The 18,306-nt window shown below is 70.4% G+C and carries 18 protein-coding genes; 14 read left to right on the top strand and 4 right to left on the bottom strand.

All coding sequences use genetic code 11. The annotated features are described in order from the left end of the window. Nucleotides 1–54 precede the first annotated feature (54 nt). Complete coding sequence (locus tag EPO51_RS21290) at nucleotides 55–720, top strand: TonB family protein (protein WP_293354354.1); 666 nt, start codon at nucleotides 55–57, stop codon at nucleotides 718–720. A 3-nt stretch (nucleotides 721–723) separates the two neighbouring features. Here the strand turns inward: EPO51_RS21290 and EPO51_RS21285 are convergent, their stop codons facing one another. The 4 genes from EPO51_RS21285 to EPO51_RS21270 form a co-directional block, all read right to left on the bottom strand. Next, nucleotides 724–1,479 (bottom strand): ABC transporter permease, encoded by a 756-nt coding sequence (locus EPO51_RS21285; RefSeq protein ID WP_293354352.1) that lies wholly within the window; start codon nucleotides 1,477–1,479, stop codon nucleotides 724–726. Beyond that, the gene (locus tag EPO51_RS21280) at nucleotides 1,476–2,213 is read right to left on the bottom strand and encodes an ABC transporter ATP-binding protein (protein WP_293354350.1); all 738 of its coding nucleotides are present in this window, start codon (nucleotides 2,211–2,213) and stop codon (nucleotides 1,476–1,478) included. Before EPO51_RS21280 ends, EPO51_RS21285 begins: the two co-directional genes overlap by 4 nt. Beyond that, nucleotides 2,210–3,208 carry an ABC transporter substrate-binding protein gene (locus EPO51_RS21275; RefSeq protein ID WP_293354348.1) on the bottom strand — a complete coding sequence of 333 codons (999 nt, stop codon included), beginning with the start codon at nucleotides 3,206–3,208 and terminating at the stop codon, nucleotides 2,210–2,212. The genes EPO51_RS21280 and EPO51_RS21275 overlap by 4 nt, the downstream gene beginning before the upstream one ends. 480 nt (nucleotides 3,209–3,688) lie before the next feature. After that, nucleotides 3,689–5,482 carry an ABC-F family ATP-binding cassette domain-containing protein gene (locus EPO51_RS21270; protein ID WP_293354346.1) on the bottom strand — a complete coding sequence of 598 codons (1,794 nt, stop codon included), beginning with the start codon at nucleotides 5,480–5,482 and terminating at the stop codon, nucleotides 3,689–3,691. 81 nt (nucleotides 5,483–5,563) lie between these two features. Here EPO51_RS21270 and EPO51_RS21265 point away from each other — a divergent pair, with 81 nt between their 5' ends. The 13 genes from EPO51_RS21265 to EPO51_RS21205 all read left to right on the top strand — a co-directional run bounded on the left by EPO51_RS21265 (nucleotide 5,564) and on the right by EPO51_RS21205 (nucleotide 18,305). Continuing rightward, on the top strand, nucleotides 5,564–6,028 hold the full coding sequence (locus EPO51_RS21265; RefSeq protein WP_293354344.1) for a YcgN family cysteine cluster protein: 465 nt from the start codon (nucleotides 5,564–5,566) through the stop codon (nucleotides 6,026–6,028). Then, nucleotides 6,025–6,837, top strand: a complete 813-nt coding sequence (locus EPO51_RS21260) for a glycosyltransferase family 25 protein (protein ID WP_293354342.1) — start codon at nucleotides 6,025–6,027, stop codon at nucleotides 6,835–6,837. Before EPO51_RS21265 ends, EPO51_RS21260 begins: the two co-directional genes overlap by 4 nt. 110 nt (nucleotides 6,838–6,947) lie before the next feature. Then, on the top strand, nucleotides 6,948–7,895 hold the full coding sequence (locus EPO51_RS21255; protein WP_293354340.1) for a DnaJ C-terminal domain-containing protein: 948 nt from the start codon (nucleotides 6,948–6,950) through the stop codon (nucleotides 7,893–7,895). A 63-nt stretch (nucleotides 7,896–7,958) separates the two neighbouring features. Continuing rightward, nucleotides 7,959–8,273, top strand: coding sequence for a PepSY domain-containing protein (locus EPO51_RS21250; protein WP_293354339.1), 315 nt, complete (start codon nucleotides 7,959–7,961; stop codon nucleotides 8,271–8,273). A 35-nt stretch (nucleotides 8,274–8,308) separates the two neighbouring features. Beyond that, nucleotides 8,309–9,001 carry a response regulator transcription factor gene (locus EPO51_RS21245; RefSeq protein ID WP_293354337.1) on the top strand — a complete coding sequence of 231 codons (693 nt, stop codon included), beginning with the start codon at nucleotides 8,309–8,311 and terminating at the stop codon, nucleotides 8,999–9,001. Next, nucleotides 8,998–10,389 carry an ATP-binding protein gene (locus tag EPO51_RS21240; protein WP_293354335.1) on the top strand — a complete coding sequence of 464 codons (1,392 nt, stop codon included), beginning with the start codon at nucleotides 8,998–9,000 and terminating at the stop codon, nucleotides 10,387–10,389. Before EPO51_RS21245 ends, EPO51_RS21240 begins: the two co-directional genes overlap by 4 nt. Nucleotides 10,390–10,471: 82 nt before the next feature. Next, nucleotides 10,472–11,845: a hypothetical protein gene (locus tag EPO51_RS21235; RefSeq protein ID WP_293354333.1), complete on the top strand. Its 1,374-nt coding sequence runs from the start codon at nucleotides 10,472–10,474 to the stop codon at nucleotides 11,843–11,845. A 45-nt stretch (nucleotides 11,846–11,890) separates the two neighbouring features. Further along, on the top strand, nucleotides 11,891–12,973 hold the full coding sequence (ccmI, locus tag EPO51_RS21230) for a c-type cytochrome biogenesis protein CcmI (protein WP_293354331.1): 1,083 nt from the start codon (nucleotides 11,891–11,893) through the stop codon (nucleotides 12,971–12,973). Beyond that, nucleotides 12,970–13,464: a cytochrome c maturation protein CcmE gene (ccmE, locus tag EPO51_RS21225; RefSeq protein WP_293354329.1), complete on the top strand. Its 495-nt coding sequence runs from the start codon at nucleotides 12,970–12,972 to the stop codon at nucleotides 13,462–13,464. The genes ccmI and ccmE overlap by 4 nt, the downstream gene beginning before the upstream one ends. Beyond that, nucleotides 13,461–15,425 (top strand): heme lyase CcmF/NrfE family subunit, encoded by a 1,965-nt coding sequence (locus tag EPO51_RS21220; RefSeq protein WP_293354327.1) that lies wholly within the window; start codon nucleotides 13,461–13,463, stop codon nucleotides 15,423–15,425. Before ccmE ends, EPO51_RS21220 begins: the two co-directional genes overlap by 4 nt. After that, complete coding sequence (locus tag EPO51_RS21215; protein WP_293354325.1) at nucleotides 15,422–15,874, top strand: cytochrome c-type biogenesis protein; 453 nt, start codon at nucleotides 15,422–15,424, stop codon at nucleotides 15,872–15,874. The genes EPO51_RS21220 and EPO51_RS21215 overlap by 4 nt, the downstream gene beginning before the upstream one ends. 147 nt (nucleotides 15,875–16,021) lie before the next feature. Then, nucleotides 16,022–17,605, top strand: a complete 1,584-nt coding sequence (locus EPO51_RS21210; RefSeq protein ID WP_293354323.1) for a Do family serine endopeptidase — start codon at nucleotides 16,022–16,024, stop codon at nucleotides 17,603–17,605. A gap of 28 nt (nucleotides 17,606–17,633) precedes the next feature. Continuing rightward, on the top strand, nucleotides 17,634–18,305 hold the full coding sequence (locus tag EPO51_RS21205; RefSeq protein ID WP_293354322.1) for a response regulator transcription factor: 672 nt from the start codon (nucleotides 17,634–17,636) through the stop codon (nucleotides 18,303–18,305). Nucleotide 18,306: the final 1 nt, after the last annotated feature.

Below are 18,306 nucleotides of genomic sequence, written 5' to 3'. Positions count from 1 at the left end.
GGCTTCCCAGGATGGCGATCCCGGAGCATGCTCCCGCTTAAGGAGGAGCCGCTCATGTCCCGCACGCTTGCGTCCATCGCGTCCCTGATCGCCGTCTGCGCCGCTGCGCCCGCCGCCGCCCAGACGGTCTGGACGTCCGCCCCCACCGCCGCCGAGATGGCGGCCGCCTATCCCGCCAAGGCGAAAGCCGCGGGTATCGGCGGCGGCGTCGAGCTGATGTGTTCGGCCGGCCGCAGCGGGATGATGACCGACTGCGACGTGATGGCGGAGTCGCCGCGCGGCTATGGATTCGGATCCGCGGCCCGGAAGCTGGCGCAACAGTCGCTCAGGGCCGCCGGCCTGGCCAAGGACGCGGAGGTCCGCATCCCGATCACCTTCGCGCCCGATCTCGCCAAGGGCGGGACCATGACCGTGAAGACGCCCACCTGGGCGGCGCTGCCCAGCGTCACCGACCTGCAGACCGCAGTCCCGAAGACCGAGGGCGGGCCCAACGACATCCGCGTGACCCTGGTCTGCGACGTCCAGGCCGGCGGGTCGCTGAGCGGCTGCGCGGTCGACCGCGAGGAGCCGGCCGGGCAGGGCTTTGGCCAGGCTGTCCTGGCCCTGGCGCCCAAGTTCAAGGTCGAGCTGATGAGCGCCGAGGGCATGCCGACGGTGGGCGCCAAGGTGCGCGTGCCCGTGCGCTTCGACCTGAAGCCCGTGCAGCAGGCCGCCAAGTAGCGGCTAGCGGCCCCGCCACCATTTGAGGCCCGCGCGCTCCACGGCCTCCAGGAGCGCGTGCAGGGCGACGCCCATTGCGCCCAGCACCACCAGGGCCGCGATCATCCGGGCCGTCTGCAGCTTGTTGCCGGCGTCCAGCATCTGCCACGCTAGGCCCTGGACCTTGCCGGACCCGGCGCCGAACTCGGCGACCACCGCGCCGATCAGGGCCAGGCCCGCGCCCACCTTGTGGCCCTCCAGCAGGAACGGCACGGCGGATGGGAGGCGCAGGCGCGCCACCCGCTGCCAGCGGCCGGCGCCGTACAGCGTGAACAGCCGCTCCAGGTCCGGGTCAGCGGCGCGTAGCCCCGCTGTGGCTCCGGAGAAGATCGGGAAGAAGGCCACCAGCACGGCCAGCGCCACCAGCGCCCGCCCCGGATGGTCCAGCCCGGCCCAGATCAGCAGGAGTGGGGCGATGGCCACCACCGGCGTCACCTGAACCACCGAAGCCAGCGGGCGGATCGCCCGGTCGAGCAACGGGCTGAGGGCGGTGAGGATCGCCAGCGCCTGGGCGATCAGGCTGGCGATGACGAGGGCGATGACCGCGGTGGACAGCGTGTGGCCGGCGGCGGAGACCAGGGTCGGCAGATGGTCCCTCAACGCCATCGCGACGGCCGACGGCGGCGGCAGGAAATAGGCCGGGACCTGCATCGCCCGGCAGGCGATCTCCCAGCCGGCCAGCAACACGGCGAGCAGGACGAGCGGGGCCAGCCGGCTCACGCGGCGATCCCTTCGGCGAGCGCGGCGGAGACCTGCTCGGCCGTCGTCCGGAAGCCAGTGTCGGTGCGGAAGTGCGCCGGCCGCGGTATCGGCCCCGCCACCGCGAAGTCGGCGGCGATCCGGCCCGGCCCGCGGGTCATCACGACCACGCGCGAGGCCATGTAGACGGCCTCCTCGACGTTGTGGGTCACGAACACGATGGCCGGCTTCGAAGCGGCCCAGAGGTCGAGCACGTCGTCGGCCAGCGCGCGGCGGGTGATCTCGTCCAGGGCGGCGAAGGGCTCGTCCAGCAGCAGCAGCTTGGGCTCCGTCACCAGGGCCCTGGCCAAGGAGACCCGCATCGCCATGCCGCCGGAGAGCTGCGCCGGGCGCTTGTCCTCGGCGCCTGCCAGTCCGACCCGCGCCAGGGCCGCATCGGCGCGCCGGAAGGCTTCGGCCTTGGAGATTCCGGACAGTTCGAGCGGCAGGGCGACGTTGGCCCGCGCCGACAGCCAGGGCGCCAAGGTTGGGGCCTGGAACACCACGGCCGTCTCGCCGCGCCCGGGGGCCCGGCTGACGGTCCCTCGGGTCGGCGCCTCCAGGCCCGCCAGCAGCCGCAGCGCCGTGGACTTGCCGCACCCCGACGGCCCGACCAGCGCCACCGTCTCGCCCGCCTCGATCGCCAGGCTCACCGGCCCCAGGGCCCGGCCGGGACCGTAGTCGACCTCGACGTCCTTGAGCGCCGCGACGGTCACTTCGGGGCGAACTGCAGGGTGTAGGCCTTCTTGTAGTCGAGGGTCTTCGGATAGACGCCCTGGCCCGAGGCCACGTCAAAGAAGGCCTTCCAGCGGGCGTCGCTCATCGCGCCGACCGGCGCCGCCTGGTCGCCGCTGACGATGCCATAGCTGCGCATCTTGTCCCGGGCCTGGTCCAGGACGTCCTGGGTCATCTCCGGATTGTCTTTCCTGATCAGCGCGTCGGCGGCGGCGGGGTCGCCGGTCAGGTAGTCGGTCCAGCCCTTGGCCGAAGCCTCGACGAACGCCTTCACCGCCGCGGGGTTCCTGGCGATCAGGCCGTCGGTGGCCAGCACCATGGCGGCGTAGCCGGGGTAACCCTCGTCGGCGAGCAGGAAGACCTTGGGCTTCATCCCGGCCTGCTTCTCGATGGTGTAGGGCTCAGAGGTCACATACCCCTGCTGGGCGGCGCGCTTGTCGGCCAGGAACGGCGCGGCGTTGAAGGTGTACTTGCGCACCTGGTCGTCGGTGAACCCGTACTTGGCCTTCAGCCACACCCAGAAGGCGGTGACCGAGGCGTCGCTGAGCAGGATCGGGTGGCCCTTCAGGTCGGCGAGCTTCTCCACACCGGCGCCTGGATGGGCCATCAGCACCTGTGGGTCCTTCTGCATGAAGGCGGCCACCGCCTTCACCGGCACGCCCTCCTGCGCCAGGTTCATGACGATGAAGCTGTTCGAGCCCATGCCCAGTTCGACGGCGTTCGAGGCCAGGAGCTGCGGCACGTTCACGCCGGGACCGCCCTGGATGATCTTCACGTCGAGGCCGCGCTTCGCATATTCGCCGGAAGCGAGCGCCTGGTAGAAGCCGCCCTGTTCGGCCTGGGCGCGCCAGTCGGTGGCGAAGCGGATGGTGACCGGGGCGTCGGCGGCCGGCGCCTTGGCCGCTTCCCTCTGGCCCGGCGAGCAGGCGGTCAGCAACGCGGCCGCGGCCAGGACCAGGTTACGCAGAGCTTTCATGGAGACCCTCGACTGAAGCGGGGGGAGCCTAGGGCGGGCCGGCGCCGCTTCCAAGAGGTAGGTCCACATAGCAAGAGGGCGACGCTCCGGTCGCCCGGTGCGTCGCCCTCTCATACAGATCCGTTGGGGGACCTGCGCCTCTAGGCCAACTTCCAGTTCAGTCTCGGGTCGCCCCGTGTCTTCCCCGGCTGCAGGCGAAAGACCTTCCGGTCCGATCCCGGGTCGCCCCGGTTTCTCGCCTTGGATCAGTCACTCCGCTCGCTTGGTTTGGGGTCCGCCGTTGCCGGTTTCTCCGTCGCCCGCGCCGCAGTTCCTGTCGGCAAGGGAACGGTGCGCCTGAAGCATTTGTGACGCAAGCGGGCTGCCGGCGGCGGACGTCGCAGGCCTGTCAAGAACCTGTGTTGGATCTGTTGATAAGCGTGAACGGCAAGCTGGAACCGCAGCGAAATCAACGGTTCTTGGCGATCCACAGGAAAGCCGTCAGCGGCTGGCTTCCAGCGCCTCCCGGCGTTCCTCCAGCTCCAGCCATTCCTCCTCCGCGGCTGCCAGTTGCGCCCGCGCAGCTTCCAGCGCCCGGCTGAACCGGTCGAAGCCGACCGGGTCGCGGGAATAGAGGTTCGGGTCGGCCAGGGCGGTCTCCAGGGCCGCCATCTTCCCTGGCATCTCTGCGATGAGCGTTTCCAGCTCCGACAACCGCCGCTGGTCCTTGTAGGAGAGCTTGGACGCCGCCTTGGGGGCGGCGGCCGGTCTTGGCGCGGTCTTGGCGGGCTCGATCTTGGGCGGGGCGCCGAAGAAGCCGGGGTTCTGGCTCAGGAAGTCCTGCCAGCCGCCGGGCGTCTCGACCGCGCGACCGGTTCCGTCCAGGCCGATGGTGGAGGTCGCCAGCCGGTCGATAAAGTCGCGGTCGTGGCTGACGAGGATCAGGGTGCCCTCATAGTCGGCCAGCAGGTCCTCGAGCAGGTCGAGGGTGTCCATGTCGAGGTCGTTCGTGGGTTCGTCCAGGACCATGACATTGGCCGCATTGGCCAGGGCGCGCGCCAGCAGCAGGCGGTTGCGCTCGCCGCCCGACAGGCTCTTCACCGGCTGGCGGAGCTGGCTCTCGCGGAACAGGAAGTCCTTGGCGTAGGCGTTCACGTGCTTCGGCTGCCCGCGCACCAGCACCTGGTCGCCGCCCAGCGGCGTCAGGACATCCTTCAAGGTCATCTCGGGCGAGAGCGCCGCCCGGGCCTGGTCGATGTAGGTGACGGCGAGATTGGTTCCCAGCTTCACCTCGCCGCTGTCGGGCGCGAGTTCGCCCAGCAGCAGCTTCACCATCGTGGTCTTGCCCGCGCCGTTCGGCCCGACGATCGCCACCCGGTCGCCGCGCAGGATGCGGGTGGAGAAGTCCTTCAGGATCACGCGCTCGCCGAACGCCTTGGAGAGATGCTTGGCCTCGGCGACCCGCTTGCCGGAGACGCCCGACGAGTCGAGGCCGATGTTGAGGCTGCCGCGGGTCTCGCGCAGGCGCTCCGTCTTCGCCTCGCGCAGCGCCAGCAGCCGGCGGCGGCGGCCTTCGTTGCGCGCGCGCCGGGCGGTGACGCCGCGCTCCATCCAGTGCTGCTCGCGCTCCAGCAGCTTGTCCTGGCGCCGCGCCTCCTCGGCCTGTTGGGCCTCGATCTTCACGACCCAGTCCTCGAAGCCCGCGAACCCGGCGTCCAGGCGCCGCACCAGCCGGTGTTCCAGCCAGAAGCAGCGCTGGGTGACGCGCTCCAGGAACGCCCGGTCGTGGCTGACGATCAGGGCCGCGGCGCGGCTGGCGGCGATCTCGGCCTCCAGCACCTCGATGGCCAGGATGTCCAGGTGGTTGGTGGGCTCGTCCAGCAGGATGACGTCGGGGTCCTCCGCGAAGGCCTTGGCCAGCGCCGCGCGCCGCGTCTCGCCGCCCGACAGGCCCTGGGCCCCCTTGGCCGGATCCAGCCCGAAAGCCTGCAGCGTCGCCTCGGCCCGATAGGCCGGCGCGCCGCCCGAGGTGGCGTGCTCCAGCACCGTGGCGCCGACGATCTCCGGCTCCTGGGGCACGAAGGCGATGGTCGTCCCGGCCGCGATCGTCCGCTCGCCGGCGTCGGCTTCGACCTGTCCCGAGAGAATGCGCAGCAGGGTCGACTTGCCGGCGCCGTTGCGGCCGACGAGGCAGGCGCGGGTCCGCGGCTCGAGCGCGAGGTCGACGCCGTCGAACAGCATCGTCGGCCCGTCGGCCAGACGGACCTCTTTCAAGGCGAGGATCGGAGCTCTCATGGAGGCGCTCCACATAGAGCGTCCCGGCTGCGACGCAAGTTCGCGCTTCTGTCACGGGCCGCGCAGGACTACATCGGCGCGATGACGGGCGAACCCTTCTGGCGCCGCAAGACCCTTGAGCAGATGACCGTCGCCGAGTGGGAAAGCCTCTGCGACGGCTGCGGGCTCTGCTGCCTGGTGCGCTTCGAGGACGAGAACACCGGCGAGGTTATCCCCACGCGGGTCCATTGCAAGCTGTTCGATTCCGCCGCCTGCCGCTGCTCGGACTACGCCCAGCGCCACAAGCACGTGCCCGACTGCATCAAGCTGACGCCGCACAACATCGAGGCGCTGGAATGGATGCCGCTTAGCTGCGCCTATCGCCGGCTCCACGAAGGCCGCGACCTGGCGGACTGGCACCCGTTGATCTCCGGCGATCCGGAAAGCGTCCACCGCGCCGGCATCTCGGTCCGCGGCCAGACGATCAGCGAGGCCGTGCTGAAGGATCCGGAGGACGCGCTCGACTTCGCCGCCTGGGACCTGATGGTGGAGCGCGGCGAGATTTGAGGTGCTTCTACATCAATCTGGACAGCGCCGCCGAGCGACGGGCCAATCTGGAGGCCAGCTTCCGGGCGAGCGCGCCGGCGCATTGGGAACTGATCCGCATCCCAGCGCTCGGGCCGGAGGATGTCGCCGACCGGCCCGGCTCCATCAGTGGGCCGGAGAAGGGCTGCTTCCTCAGCCATCGCACCGCGGTCGCCGCGACCGCCGACGACCTTGAGACCGTCTTCATCGCCGAGGACGACACGCACTTTTCGAAGCGGACCTTCACCGTACTGGAGCAACTGATCGAAGCCGCCCCGGATTGGGACCTGCTGTTCACCGATCAGACGTTCCTCGACGCTTCCACCATGCTGTCGTGCGCCAAGCAATACGGCCGCCTGAGGGCGTCCGGCCAGTTCCTGCTTCAGGACCTCGCCCGCAAGGGATTCGCCGCCGCCAGCGCCTATCTGGTGCAAGGCCGGTCCAAGGCGAAGGTACTGGCCGCCCTGGACGCGAGCGAGGTCTTGGACCTGCCCTACGACCTCCTGCTCCGCCGGCTTGTGAACGGCGACCGGCTCGTCGCCAAGACCTGCTTTCCGTTCCTGACGACCCTCAGCTGGGACTCTGCGCAATCGGCGATCCAGAAACAGTCCTGGGACACCCGCGCCGAAGTGATCGGCGCCTTCCGCCGTATGATGTTCATCGACCGCGACCTGGACGCCATGCGAGAGGAAGTGCGTCGCCTGGACGAGCGCTACAACGACGACGCTTCCCGCCTCGCCGGCCTGATCTTCGGCGCCTTCATTTCCGACGCCTTCCCGGACAAATGGTAGGCCAACCCGGTCATGTGGCAATTTTGCCACATCCGGGGTTGCGTGACGCAATCCGCAGTCCAATCTAGTACTCACACCCTGGTCATGGTTTTTCGAGGATTCTGACGAGCTTGGCGCGCGACCCCTACCAGGAGCTGGGCGTTTCCCGGACAGCGACTTCGGACGAGATCCGCAAGGCGTTCCGCAAGCTCGCCAAAGAGAACCATCCGGACACCAATCCCGGCAACGCCGCCGCCGAGGAGCGGTTCAAGAAGGTGAGCGCCGCCTTCGACATCGTGGGCGACGCCGACAAGCGCAAGAAGTTCGACGCCGGCCTGATCGACAATGACGGCCGCGAGACCGCGCAGGGCTTTCCCGGCGGCGGTCCGTGGGGCCAGGGACCCGGCGGCGGCTTTGGCCAACGCGATGCGCGCGGCGGCTTCCGGACCGAGACGTTCGAGGGCGCGGACCTCGGCGACATCCTGGGCGAGATGTTCGGCGGCGGGCGTGGCGGCCGCGCCGGCGGCATGGGCGGCGGCTTCGGCGGCTTCTCCCAGCGCGGCGCCGACACTCGGGCCAAGCTCGAGATCGACCTGGTGGACGCGATCCGCGGCGGCAAGCAGCGCATCGCCTTCTCGGACGGCCGCACGATCGACGTGACGATCCCCAAGGGTGCGCAGGACGGCCAGACCCTGCGCCTCAAGGGGCAGGGGGCGCCCGGCCGCTCCGGCCCCGGCGACGCCTTCATCGAGATCGCCCTCAAGCCCCACCCGGTGTTCCGCCGCGAGGGCGACAGCCTGGTCATGGACCTGCCGGTGACCTTCTACGACGCCGTCCTGGGCGGGAAGGTCGAGGCGGCCACGCCCGACGGTCCCGTGAACGTCAGCGTGCCCAAGGGTTCCAACACCGGCACGCGCCTGCGGCTGAAGGGCCGGGGCTTGGCCGACGCCCGCGGCCACCGCGGCGACCTGTTCGCCCGTCTCGTCGTGACGCTGCCGGAGGGAGCGGATCCGGCCCTCGAAGCCTTCGCGGAAGAGCAGAAGTCCAAGCGGCCCTATTCGCCGAAGCGGCGCGGTTAAGCTAAGGAAGCCTGATGCCTGTGTTCAGGCCGGGTTCAGTCGCATGCGCGTAGGACGGGTTGCATGAAACGCCTTTTCGCCCTCGCCGTCCTGCTCGCGGCCGCCACGACCCCCGTCGCGGCGCAGGCGCTGGATCATGGCCGCATGGTGCTGGTGGGCGGCGGCGGCGGCCAGGACCAGGCGCGGCGCCAGGTGCCGCTGTCGCGCGTTCTGAGCATGCTTGCGTCCCGCTATCCCGGTCGCCACCTCAACAGCACCATGGGCGACGCAGGCGGAAGGCCCGCCTATTACGTCCAATGGCAGATGGAGAATGGCCGCGTGGTGGTCTTCGTCGTGGACGCCGAGTCGGGTCAGGTCATCGGTCGCCAGGGCGGCTGAGCTCTTTGAATCATTGAGAAAGAAGGGACGCGGACGTGCGCATCCTGCTTGTTGAAGACGATCCGGACCTGTCGCGCCAGTTGAAGCTGGCGCTGGCCGACGCCGGCTATGCGGTCGATCACGCCCCCGACGGTGAGGAAGCCCAGTTCCTGGGCGAGACCGAGCCCTATGACGCCGTCATTCTCGATCTGGGCCTGCCGAAGGTGGATGGGGTCTCGGTGCTGGAGCGCTGGCGGCGCGAGAACATGGCCACGCCGGTTCTGATCCTCACCGCCCGTGGCGCCTGGAGCGAAAAGGTCGCCGGGTTCGACGCCGGCGCCGACGACTACCTGACGAAGCCGTTCCACACCGAGGAGCTGCTGGCCCGCCTGCGCGCCCTGCTGCGCCGCACAGCCGGCCACGCCAGCCCCAGCCTGGCTTGCGGCGGCCTGCGGCTGGACCCTCGGGCCGCCCGCGCCAGCGTCAACGGCGAGCCCTTGCGGCTCACCTCGCTGGAATACCGCCTGCTGCATTATCTGATGATGCACCAGGGCCGGGTGATCAGCCGCACCGAGCTGGTCGAGCACCTGTACGACCAGGACTTCGACCGCGACTCCAACACCATCGAGGTGTTCATCGGCCGGGTCCGCAAGAAGATCGGCTCCGACCGCATCGAGACCGTCCGAGGCCTCGGCTACCGCCTCATCTGCCCGGCGGACGAGGCGGACGCGGAGAGCGCCAACACGTGAAGCTGCCCGGGGGCCTGACGCGTCCCTCGCTTGCGCGCCGCCTGGCGATCCTCGCCGTCGGCTGGAGCTTCGCGGCCCTGGTGATCGCCGCGGTGGTCCTGGCGCTGCTGTTCCAGCAGGCGGCCCTGCGCCGGTTCGACGCCAACCTCTCGGACCTGATCGACAACCTGATCTCGGGCTCGACCATCGAAAGTGGCGAGGTGGTGGCCCCTGCGCTGACCGACCAAAGGGCGCTGCGCGCCTATTCGGGCCGCTACTGGGACATCGCCGAGCCCCTCGACGGCGGCGGGGTGAAGAGCCTGGTCCCATCCCGGTCGCTGTGGGATTCGTCCCTGAAGATTCCGGCCGACCTCCCGGCCCGGCTGAAGGCCGATCCGCGCAAGCCGATCGCCTTCGACGCGCCGGGCGTGCAACCGGGCGAGCGGCTGCGGGTGGTGGCCCGCTGGACCAGCCTGCCCGGGCGCGACGCGCCGCTGGTGTTCATCGCCGCCGAGGACCGGCGGCCCATCGACCGCGAGGTCCGCAACTTCTTCACCACGACCGCCATCGCCTTCGCTCTGCTGGGCCTTGGCCTGATCGTCGCGGTGGTGGTCCAGGTGCGCGTGGGCCTGCAGCCGCTGTTCCGCCTCGGCGAGGAGGTCGCCGACGTGCGGCGCGGCAAGGCCGAGCGCCTCCAGGCGGACTATCCCTCCGAGCTCCGCCCGCTGACCGACGAGCTGAACGCCCTGGTCGCCCACAACCAGGAGACCGTGGAACGCCAGCGCACCCACGTGGGCAACCTCGCGCACGCCCTGAAGACGCCGATCTCGGTGATGATCACCGAGTCGAGCCAGCGCCCCGGTCCGCTGGCCGAGGTGGTCACCCGCCAGGCGGAGGTGATGCGCCAGCAGGTGGACCACCACCTGCGGCGCGCCCGCGCCGCCGCCCGCAGCCAGGGCCAGGGGGAGCGGACGTCCGTGGCCGAGGTGCTGGACGAGCTGGCCCGCACCCTGGAGCGGATTTTCCGCAGCAAGGGCGTAGAGATCGATTGGGACGCCCCCGACGACCTCTGGTTCCTGGGCGAGCGCCAGGACTTCATGGAGATCGCCGGCAACGCCATGGAGAACGCCGGCAAGTTCGGCCGCCGCAAGGTGCGGGTCCGCGCGGTCGAGACGGGGCCCGAACGCATGCGCCTCACGGTGGAGGACGATGGGCCCGGCCTGCCGCAGGACCGCCGCGAAGAGGTGATCCGTCGAGGGGCGCGGCTGGACGAGAACGCGCCGGGCTCAGGCCTGGGCCTCTCGATCGTCGACGAACTGGCCCGCGCCTACCGAGGTTCGCTGAACCTGGGGGATTCCGCTCTCGGAGGACTACTGGTCGCGGTCGATCTGCCCCGCGCGGAGGCCTGAAAAAGCCTAGACTTCGTAAAGCCTTAACCCGTTGAAAGCCATGTTGGCTGTCTAACGGCGTTCTGCCGAAGTCGAGAGGCCTATGTCCGCGCTGTCCGAGCGCAAGATCGCGATCGTACGCACCCTGGTGGAATCCGCGCCCGATCGGGTCGTCGGAAGCCTTCGGCAGGCGCTCGCGGAAACGGCGGACCACAGCGCCCTGGGCGGCGTGAAGCGGCTGGTCGAGGTGGAGGTCTTCGACCGCAACCTGCGCAACAGCATCCTGCAGCCGATCGCCCCGATGTGCCTTGGAGGCGGCGACGACCCGCACCGGCTGACCTTTCCCTCCCGCGTTCTGGGCCTGCTCTGGCGCGGGGTGCGCAACGTCGAGATCGACGCCATCGCCGTGGTCCGGGAGGCCGTCGACAAGGATACGCCCATCCACCTCGTGGTCGAGGCGGAGAACCAGATCACCGCGACCGCCGCTGCGGGAATACGCGCCCGCGAGGCCCCGGAGTTCCGCACCGCCGCCGCGCTCTGCGACCAGGCCCGGGCGGGCGGGGCCGAGCAACTGGCCGCCTGCCTCGACATCGCCCCTGTGGTGCGCCGCGCCACCCAGCGGCTGCCCGAATGGCTGGCCCACCCCGGCGGCGAGACCTCCGCGGGCTCGCGCCTGGCCTACAAGGACGCGGTCACCGTCGCCGAGGACGCCGGCCCGCGCTTCTTCGAGATGCTGGCCGCCCAGATGGCCTATCCGTGGATGGTGCTGCGCGTGATCTCGGCGGTCATGGACAAGCCGACCGAAGGTTACCTGGCGGACTCCGAGATGGCCGCTTTCGGCGAAGGCCTGCTGGCCGATATCGACGAGGCCCTCCGCGGCATCGGCGGCCTGAAGGGCGACGACGGGCCGCCGGCGGGCCGGGCCGCGGCCAAGCAGGCCGAGCTAATCGTCCAGCAGATCATGGAGATCGAGACCTGCGTGGACCTGCAGCGTGACCACGGTTGGGGCCAGCGAGTCCATAAGCAGCGGGCCAGCCTGGCCGGCGTCGTCGAGGCGCGCCTGCGCGACGCCGAGAAGGCCGTGATCGAAGCCCTGCCCATGTTCGCGCCGCGCAACCAGCGGGTCCGCCGCCAGATCCCGCGCCTGACCGCAGCGCCCGAGGTGCGGCTGGTGGACTGCGCAACGACCTTGCTGTCGTTCTCCGACGAGCTGCGCTCCGCGGCGAACTACGGCGGCTTCTCCTCCACGCGCAACAAGATGGTCGAGAAGGTGGGCGAATATCTCGACCACTATGTGGGCGAGGTCGTCGACCTGGTCCGCACGGCCGAGGTCGAGGACGCGCAGATCGCCGCAGCCTTCCTCGCGCACGCCGCCGACTTCAACCAGCTCATCCGCGGCGACAAGGCGGGCGACCTGGTCCGTCGGCGCGCGCACGCCGCGCTGCATCCCGACCAATCGCACCACGGCCCGGACTAAGAGTCTCACTCGCGCGGTCCGCCGGTTTCGGCTACACGCGCGGCCATGTTGGTCTTCTGGGCTGTGGTCGGCGTCCTCACTGCCGCCGCGGCGGGTCTGATCCTGTTCCGCGCCGCCGGCGCCGCCGCCCAAGCCCAGGCCGCGGATCCCGCACCCGACCTCTATCGCCGACAGCTCTCCGAGATCGACGACCTGGCCGAACGCGGCCTGATGGGCGACGCCGAGCGCAAGGCCGCCCATGCCGAGGCCGCGCGGCGCCTGCTGGCCGCCACGGACGCGCCGGTCCAGGCCTGGACCGCCGATCCCCGCGCCCGCCGCGCGGTGCTGCTGGCGGTCGTCGCCGGGCCCGCGCTGGCGCTGGGCGTCTACCTGACGCTGGGCTCGCCCGGACTGGCGGATCAGCCGTTCGCGGCGCGGCTGGACGGATGGCGCAATTCCGACCTGGCCTCGCTGACCGCGCCCGAGATCGCCGCGGTGCTGCGCCAGGCGACCGCCGCGCGGCCCAACGAGGCCGAGGGCTTCCGCCTGCTGGGCCTGGCCGAGGGCGCGTCGCAGAATCCGGTGGCGGCCGTCAGCGCCCTGCGCCGGGCCGCCGCGCTGGCGCCGCAACGCCCCGATATCTGGCAGATGCTGGGCGAGGCCGAGGTCTATGAGGCCCAGGGCAAGGTCGACGCCGACGCGCAGGCCGCCTTCACCAGGCTGCTGGCCCTCGATCCCAAGAGTCCCACCGCCCGCTACTTCCTGGCCGAGGCCAAGGCCGACGCCGGCAGGACCGCTGAGGCGACCGCCGATCTCCAGGCCTTGCTGGCCGACCTGCCCGCCGAGGACGCGGATCGCCGCGCCGCGGTCCAGGGCGCGATCGCCAAGATCGAGGGCAAGGCCGCCCCGGTCGCCACCGATCCGCAGCAGCTCGCCATGATCCAGGGCATGGTCGCCGGCCTGGCCGCCAAGCTGGAGACCAATCCGGACGACGCCGAGGGCTGGGTGAAGCTGGTTCGCGCCTACGCCGTGCTGGGCGATACTGCGAAACGCGATGCCGCCTACGCCAGCGCCCGGGCCCGATACGCCGGGCGCCCGCAGGTGGCGCAACAGTTGGACGAGGCCGCGCGCGCGGAACCGATGCGATGAGTTTCCTGCCGAAATCCCGCAAGGCGCGCACGCGCCTGCTGCTGCTCTCCGTCATCGCCCCGGTGGTGGCCGTGGCGGTGGGCCTGACCCTGTGGGGCATGCGCGACTCGATCTCGCTGTTCTACACGCCGTCCCAGGCGGCCGCCGCGAAGCCCGAGCCGGGGCGCGCCATCCAGCTCGGCGGCCTGGTGACTGCGGGCTCGGTGGTGAAACACCCGGACGGGCGCGTGGAATTCACCGTGCAGGACAAGATCTCCGCCGACCGCGTCCACTACCAGGGCGATCTGCCGGACCTGTTCCGCGAAGGGCAGGGAATCGTCGCCGAGGGCTCGTACCGCGCCGACGGGGTCTTCGAGGCCAAGCGGGTGCTGGCCAAGCACGACGAAACCTACATGCCTAAGGAAGTCGCCGACGCCCTCAAGGAACAGGGCGAGTGGCGGGGCCAGGGGGCGCCGCCGCCTTCGTACGGCAAGGCTCAGAGCGGAACATGATCGCGGAAGCCGGCGCCTTCGCGCTGATCCTGGCGCTGGCGCTTTCGATCGCCCAGGTCGCCCTCTCCGTGGCGGGCCGGATCCGCCGGTCCGCGCCGCTGGCCGGCGCGGGCGAAGGGGCGGCCCTGGGCGCGTTCCTGGCCGTGGCCGTGGCCTTCGCGGCCCTGATGCACGCCTTCGTGATCTCGGACTTCTCCGTGGCCAACGTGGCGCAGAACTCGCACTCGGCGAAGCCGCTGCTGTACCGCGTGGCCGGGACCTGGGGCAGCCACGAGGGCTCGATGCTGCTCTGGTGCCTGGCGCTCACCGGCTTCGGCGCGGCGGTGGCCGGCCTGGGCCGCGACCTGCCGCGGGGGCTGCGGGCCGTGACCGTGGCGACCCAGGGCCTGCTGGGCGCGGTGTTCCTGGCGTACACGGTTTTCGCCTCCAACCCGCTGACGCGGCTGTTGACGCCGCCGGTCGAGGGGCGTTCGCTCAACCCGCTGCTGCAGGACCCGGCCCTGGCCGTCCACCCTCCGTTCCTCTACGCGGGCTACGTCGGCATGTCGGTGGTCTTCTCCCTGGCCGTCGCGGCCCTGGTCGAGGGGCGGATCGACGCGGCCTGGTCGCGCTGGGTGCGCCCCTGGGCGCTTGCGGCCTGGAGCCTGCTCACCGTCGGCATCACCTTGGGCGCGTTCTGGGCCTATTACGAGCTGGGCTGGGGCGGCTGGTGGTTCTGGGACCCGGTGGAGAACGCCAGCTTCATGCCCTGGCTGATCGCCACGGCCTTGCTGCATTCCGCCGTGGTCACCGAGAAGCGCGGCGCGCTGACGGGTTGGACGGTGTTCCTGGCGCTGGCCGCCTTCACCTTCTCGATGCTGGGCGCCTTCCTAGTGCGCTCGGGCGTGCTGACCAGTGTCCACGCCTTCGCGGTCGACCCGACCCGGGGCGTGCTGCTGCTGATCATACTGGGCGTCACGGCGGGGCTGGGCTTCACGCTGTTCGCCTGGCGCGCCCCGAACCTGACGCAGGGCGGCATGTTCGCGCCGATCAGCCGCGAGAGCGCGCTGGTGATGAACAACATCCTGCTGGCCGCCGCCACGGCCACGGTGCTGCTGGGCACGCTCTATCCGCTGATCCGCGAGGCGATGACCGGCGAGGCGATCTCGGTGGGGCCGCCCTACTTCAGCCTGACCTTCACGCCGTTGATGGTGGCGCTGCTGGTGCTGCTGCCCGCCGGGCCGCTGTTGGCGTGGAAGCGCGGCGACGCCCGCGGCGTGGTCCAGCGCCTGTGGGTCGCCCTGCTGATCGCCGCCGGGACGGGCCTGCTGGCCCTGGCGCTGGTGGATCCCAAGAAGGTGTTCGGCATCCTGGGCGTGGCGCTGGGCGGCTGGCTGATCGCCGGCGCTATCGCCGAGCTCGTCGAGCGCACCCGCGCCTTCCGTGTCTCCGCCGGAGAAACTTGGCGCCGGCTCACCGGCCTGCCGCGCGGCGCCTGGGGCATGACCTTCGCGCACCTGGGCCTGGGCGTCTTCGTGCTCGGCGCGGTGTTCGAGACCACCTGGAAGATCGAGGCCGCCGAGGCCCTGCCGGTCGGCGGCGGCCTGGACGTCGGCGCCTATCACGTCAGCCTCGACGCGGTGAATCCGGTGGCCGGGCCCAACTACGACGCCGATCGGGGCCTGATCACCGTCACACGCAAGGGCCAGCCGGTCTGCAAGGTCGAGCCGGAGCGCCGCACCTACACCACCGGCGGCCAGACGACCTCGGAGGTGGGGCTCTGCTATCGCGGCGCGAGCCACATCTACCTGGTGCTGGGCGAGCGGCGGGATGGCGGGACCTACCTCGTGCGCGCTTACTGGAACCCCTGGGCCAGCCTGATCTTCCTCGGGCCCGTGATCATGGGCCTGGGCGGCCTGATTTCGCTCTCGGACCGCAGGCTGCGCATGGGCGTGGGCCGGCGCAAGGAGCAGGCCGCGTGAGGCTGAGGCTCCTCCTGGCGGCCCTGGCGGGCGTAGCCTGCATCGCCGCCGCCTCCGATCCGGCGGAACGGCTGCCCGATCCGGCCCAGGAGGCCCGGGCCCGCGACATCTTCCGCGACGTCCGCTGCCTGGTCTGCCAGAACGAGTCCATCGACGACAGCGAAGCCGATCTCGCCCGCGACCTGCGCCAGATCGTCCGCGAGCAGGTGAAGGCCGGCAAGGACGAGGCCGAGATCAAGCGCTTCCTCACCGACCGCTATGGCGAGTTCGTGCTGCTCACGCCCAGTTTTTCGATCGGCAACCTTGCGCTCTGGGGCGCGCCCTTCCTCGTCGTGGTCGCCGGTGTCACACTGTTGTTCTTGCGGTTACGGAACCGATCGCTCGACGTGGAACTCACGCCACTGGAAGCGGAGCGCTTGCGCCGCTTGGACGAAGACGAAACACCCTGACACGATCCCGCCCAATATTGGACGTGAAGCCGCGCCTAGGGTGACCTAAACGTAACTTGAGGGTCGTTGCACTTCCGTGCATCCGACCTAGGTTGTTTGGGCGCGGCACGCCTCCCAAATAGGTCGCGCACAGGGAAACGAAGGCTGATGACTTCCAAGAAGACCGGTTACCTCCTGGGCGCCGTCGCTGGCGCCGGCGTCATGGCCGCCGCGGTGGCGGGCGCAGGCATGCAGCTTCCCTCCGCGCACGCCCAGCTCCCCAACGGCGGGCTGATCAAGGCCTCGACCGCCCCCATCTTCGCGCCGCCGCCCGGCGCGCCCATGTCCTTCGCCGACATCTTCGACCGCGTCTCGCCGGCGGTGGTGTCGATCAACGTGACCAGCCGCGTCGACACCAATGCGCTGCGCCAGATCCCCGGCCTGCCGTTCGTCCTGCCCGGCCCGCGCGGCGGTACGCCGGGCGGCGAGGACGGTGAGGATGGCGATCAGGGCGGCCGCACCGAGCGCGGCCAGCCGCGCCTGCCGACGCAGCAGTCGTCCGGTTCGGGCTTCTTCATCTCGGCGGACGGCTACATCGTCACCAACAACCACGTCGTCGAAAACGCCGAGAGCATCAAGGTCGTCCTCAAGGACGAGACCGAGCTGGACGCCGAGGTGGTCGGCCGCGACGAGGCCACCGACCTCGCGGTGATCAAGATCAAGGGCGGCCGCGGCGGTCCGTTCCCGTTCGTGAACTTCGAGAACGCCGGCAAGCCGCGGGTGGGCGACTGGGTCATCACCGTCGGCAATCCCTTCGGCCTGGGCGGCACCGCCACGGCCGGCATCGTCTCGGCCTATGGCCGCGACATCGGCGAGACCTTCGTCGACTACATCCAGATCGACGCCCCCATCAACCGGGGCAATTCGGGCGGTCCGACGTTCGATGTCTATGGCCGGGTGATCGGGGTGAACACCGCGATCTTCTCGCCCTCGGGCGGCTCGGTCGGCATCGGCTTCGCCATTCCCTCGGAAGTCGCCGAGACGGTCACCAAGCAGCTGATCAGCGGCGGCAAGATCGAACGCGGCTACATCGGCGCGACCATCCAGAACTTCACGACCGAGATGGCCGAAGCACAAGGGATGGAGAACCAGAAGGGCGCGATCGTCGCCGACATCTCCGCCGGCGGCCCCTCGGCCCGCGCTGGCGTCCAGGTGGGCGACGTCGTGGTGGCGGTGAACGGCGTCTCGGTGAAGAGCTCGTCCGACCTGACCCGCCAGGTGGCCCGCGTCCGCGCCGGCGAGAACCTGCGCCTGGATGTGATCCGCGACGGCAAGCGCCGCACGGTGGACGTCCGCTCCGGCGTGCGGCCCTCGGAGCGCGAACTGGCGGCCAACGACAACAGCGGCGCCGGTCCCGGCGGCCGTGCGGTCCCCGGCGCTCCGCCCTCGGCGCGAGCGCCCGTGCTGGGCATGTCGCTGAGCCCGCTGGACGAGCCGGCCCGCAACCGGCTGAACCTGCCGGCCGAAGTGCGCGGCGCGCTGGTGGACAACGTCGACCAGTCTTCCGACGCGGGTACGAAGGGCCTGCGCCGCGGCGACGTGATCACGCTGGTCAACGGACGGGCCGTAGCTGCCCCGGCCGAGTTCGCCGCCGTGGTCGACGCCGCCAAGAAGGCCGGCCGCGCCAGCGTGCTGGTCGGTGTCTACCGCAATGGCCGCACCGCCTTCCTGCCGATCAAGGTTTCGGGCTAGACTCCCCCTCTCAGAGGGCGGGAATCAAATGCGGATCCTGATTGTCGAGGACGATCTCGAGGCGGCCGAAGCCATGGCGCGCGGCCTCACCGAGGCCGGCCATGACTGCACGCGGGGGGCCGACGGCGAGGAGGGCCTCGCCGCCGCTCGCGATGGCGAGTTCGACGTGATGATCGTCGATCGGATGATGCCGAAGATGAACGGCGTCCAGCTCGTCGAGACCATCCGCCGGGAGGGGGACCGCACGCCGGTGCTGTTCCTCTCGGCGCTGGGCGAGGTGGGCGACCGCGTCGATGGCCTACAGGCCGGCGGCGACGACTATCTGGTGAAGCCCTACGCCTTCGCCGAGCTGATCGCCCGCATCGAGGCCCTGGCGCGGCGCCGTGACACCGGTTCGGTCCAGACCCTGCTGAAGGTCGGCGAACTGGAGATGGACCTGATCGCCCGCACGGTGTTCCGTTCTGGCAAGGAGATCGACCTGCAGCCGCGCGAATTCCAGCTCCTGGAATTCATGATGCGCCACGCCGGCCAGTCGGTGACGCGGACCATGCTGCTGGAGAAGGTCTGGCACTACCACTTCGACCCCCAGACCAACGTCATCGACGTGCACATCTCCCGCCTGCGCTCGAAGATCGACAAGGGTTTCGACCGGCCGATGCTGCAGACCGTTCGCGGCGCGGGCTATCGGCTCGACGCGTAGG

Source organism: Phenylobacterium sp. (assembly GCF_004297125.1).
Classification (GTDB): domain Bacteria; phylum Pseudomonadota; class Alphaproteobacteria; order Caulobacterales; family Caulobacteraceae; genus Phenylobacterium.
This window is presented reverse-complemented; position numbering and strand designations above follow the sequence as displayed.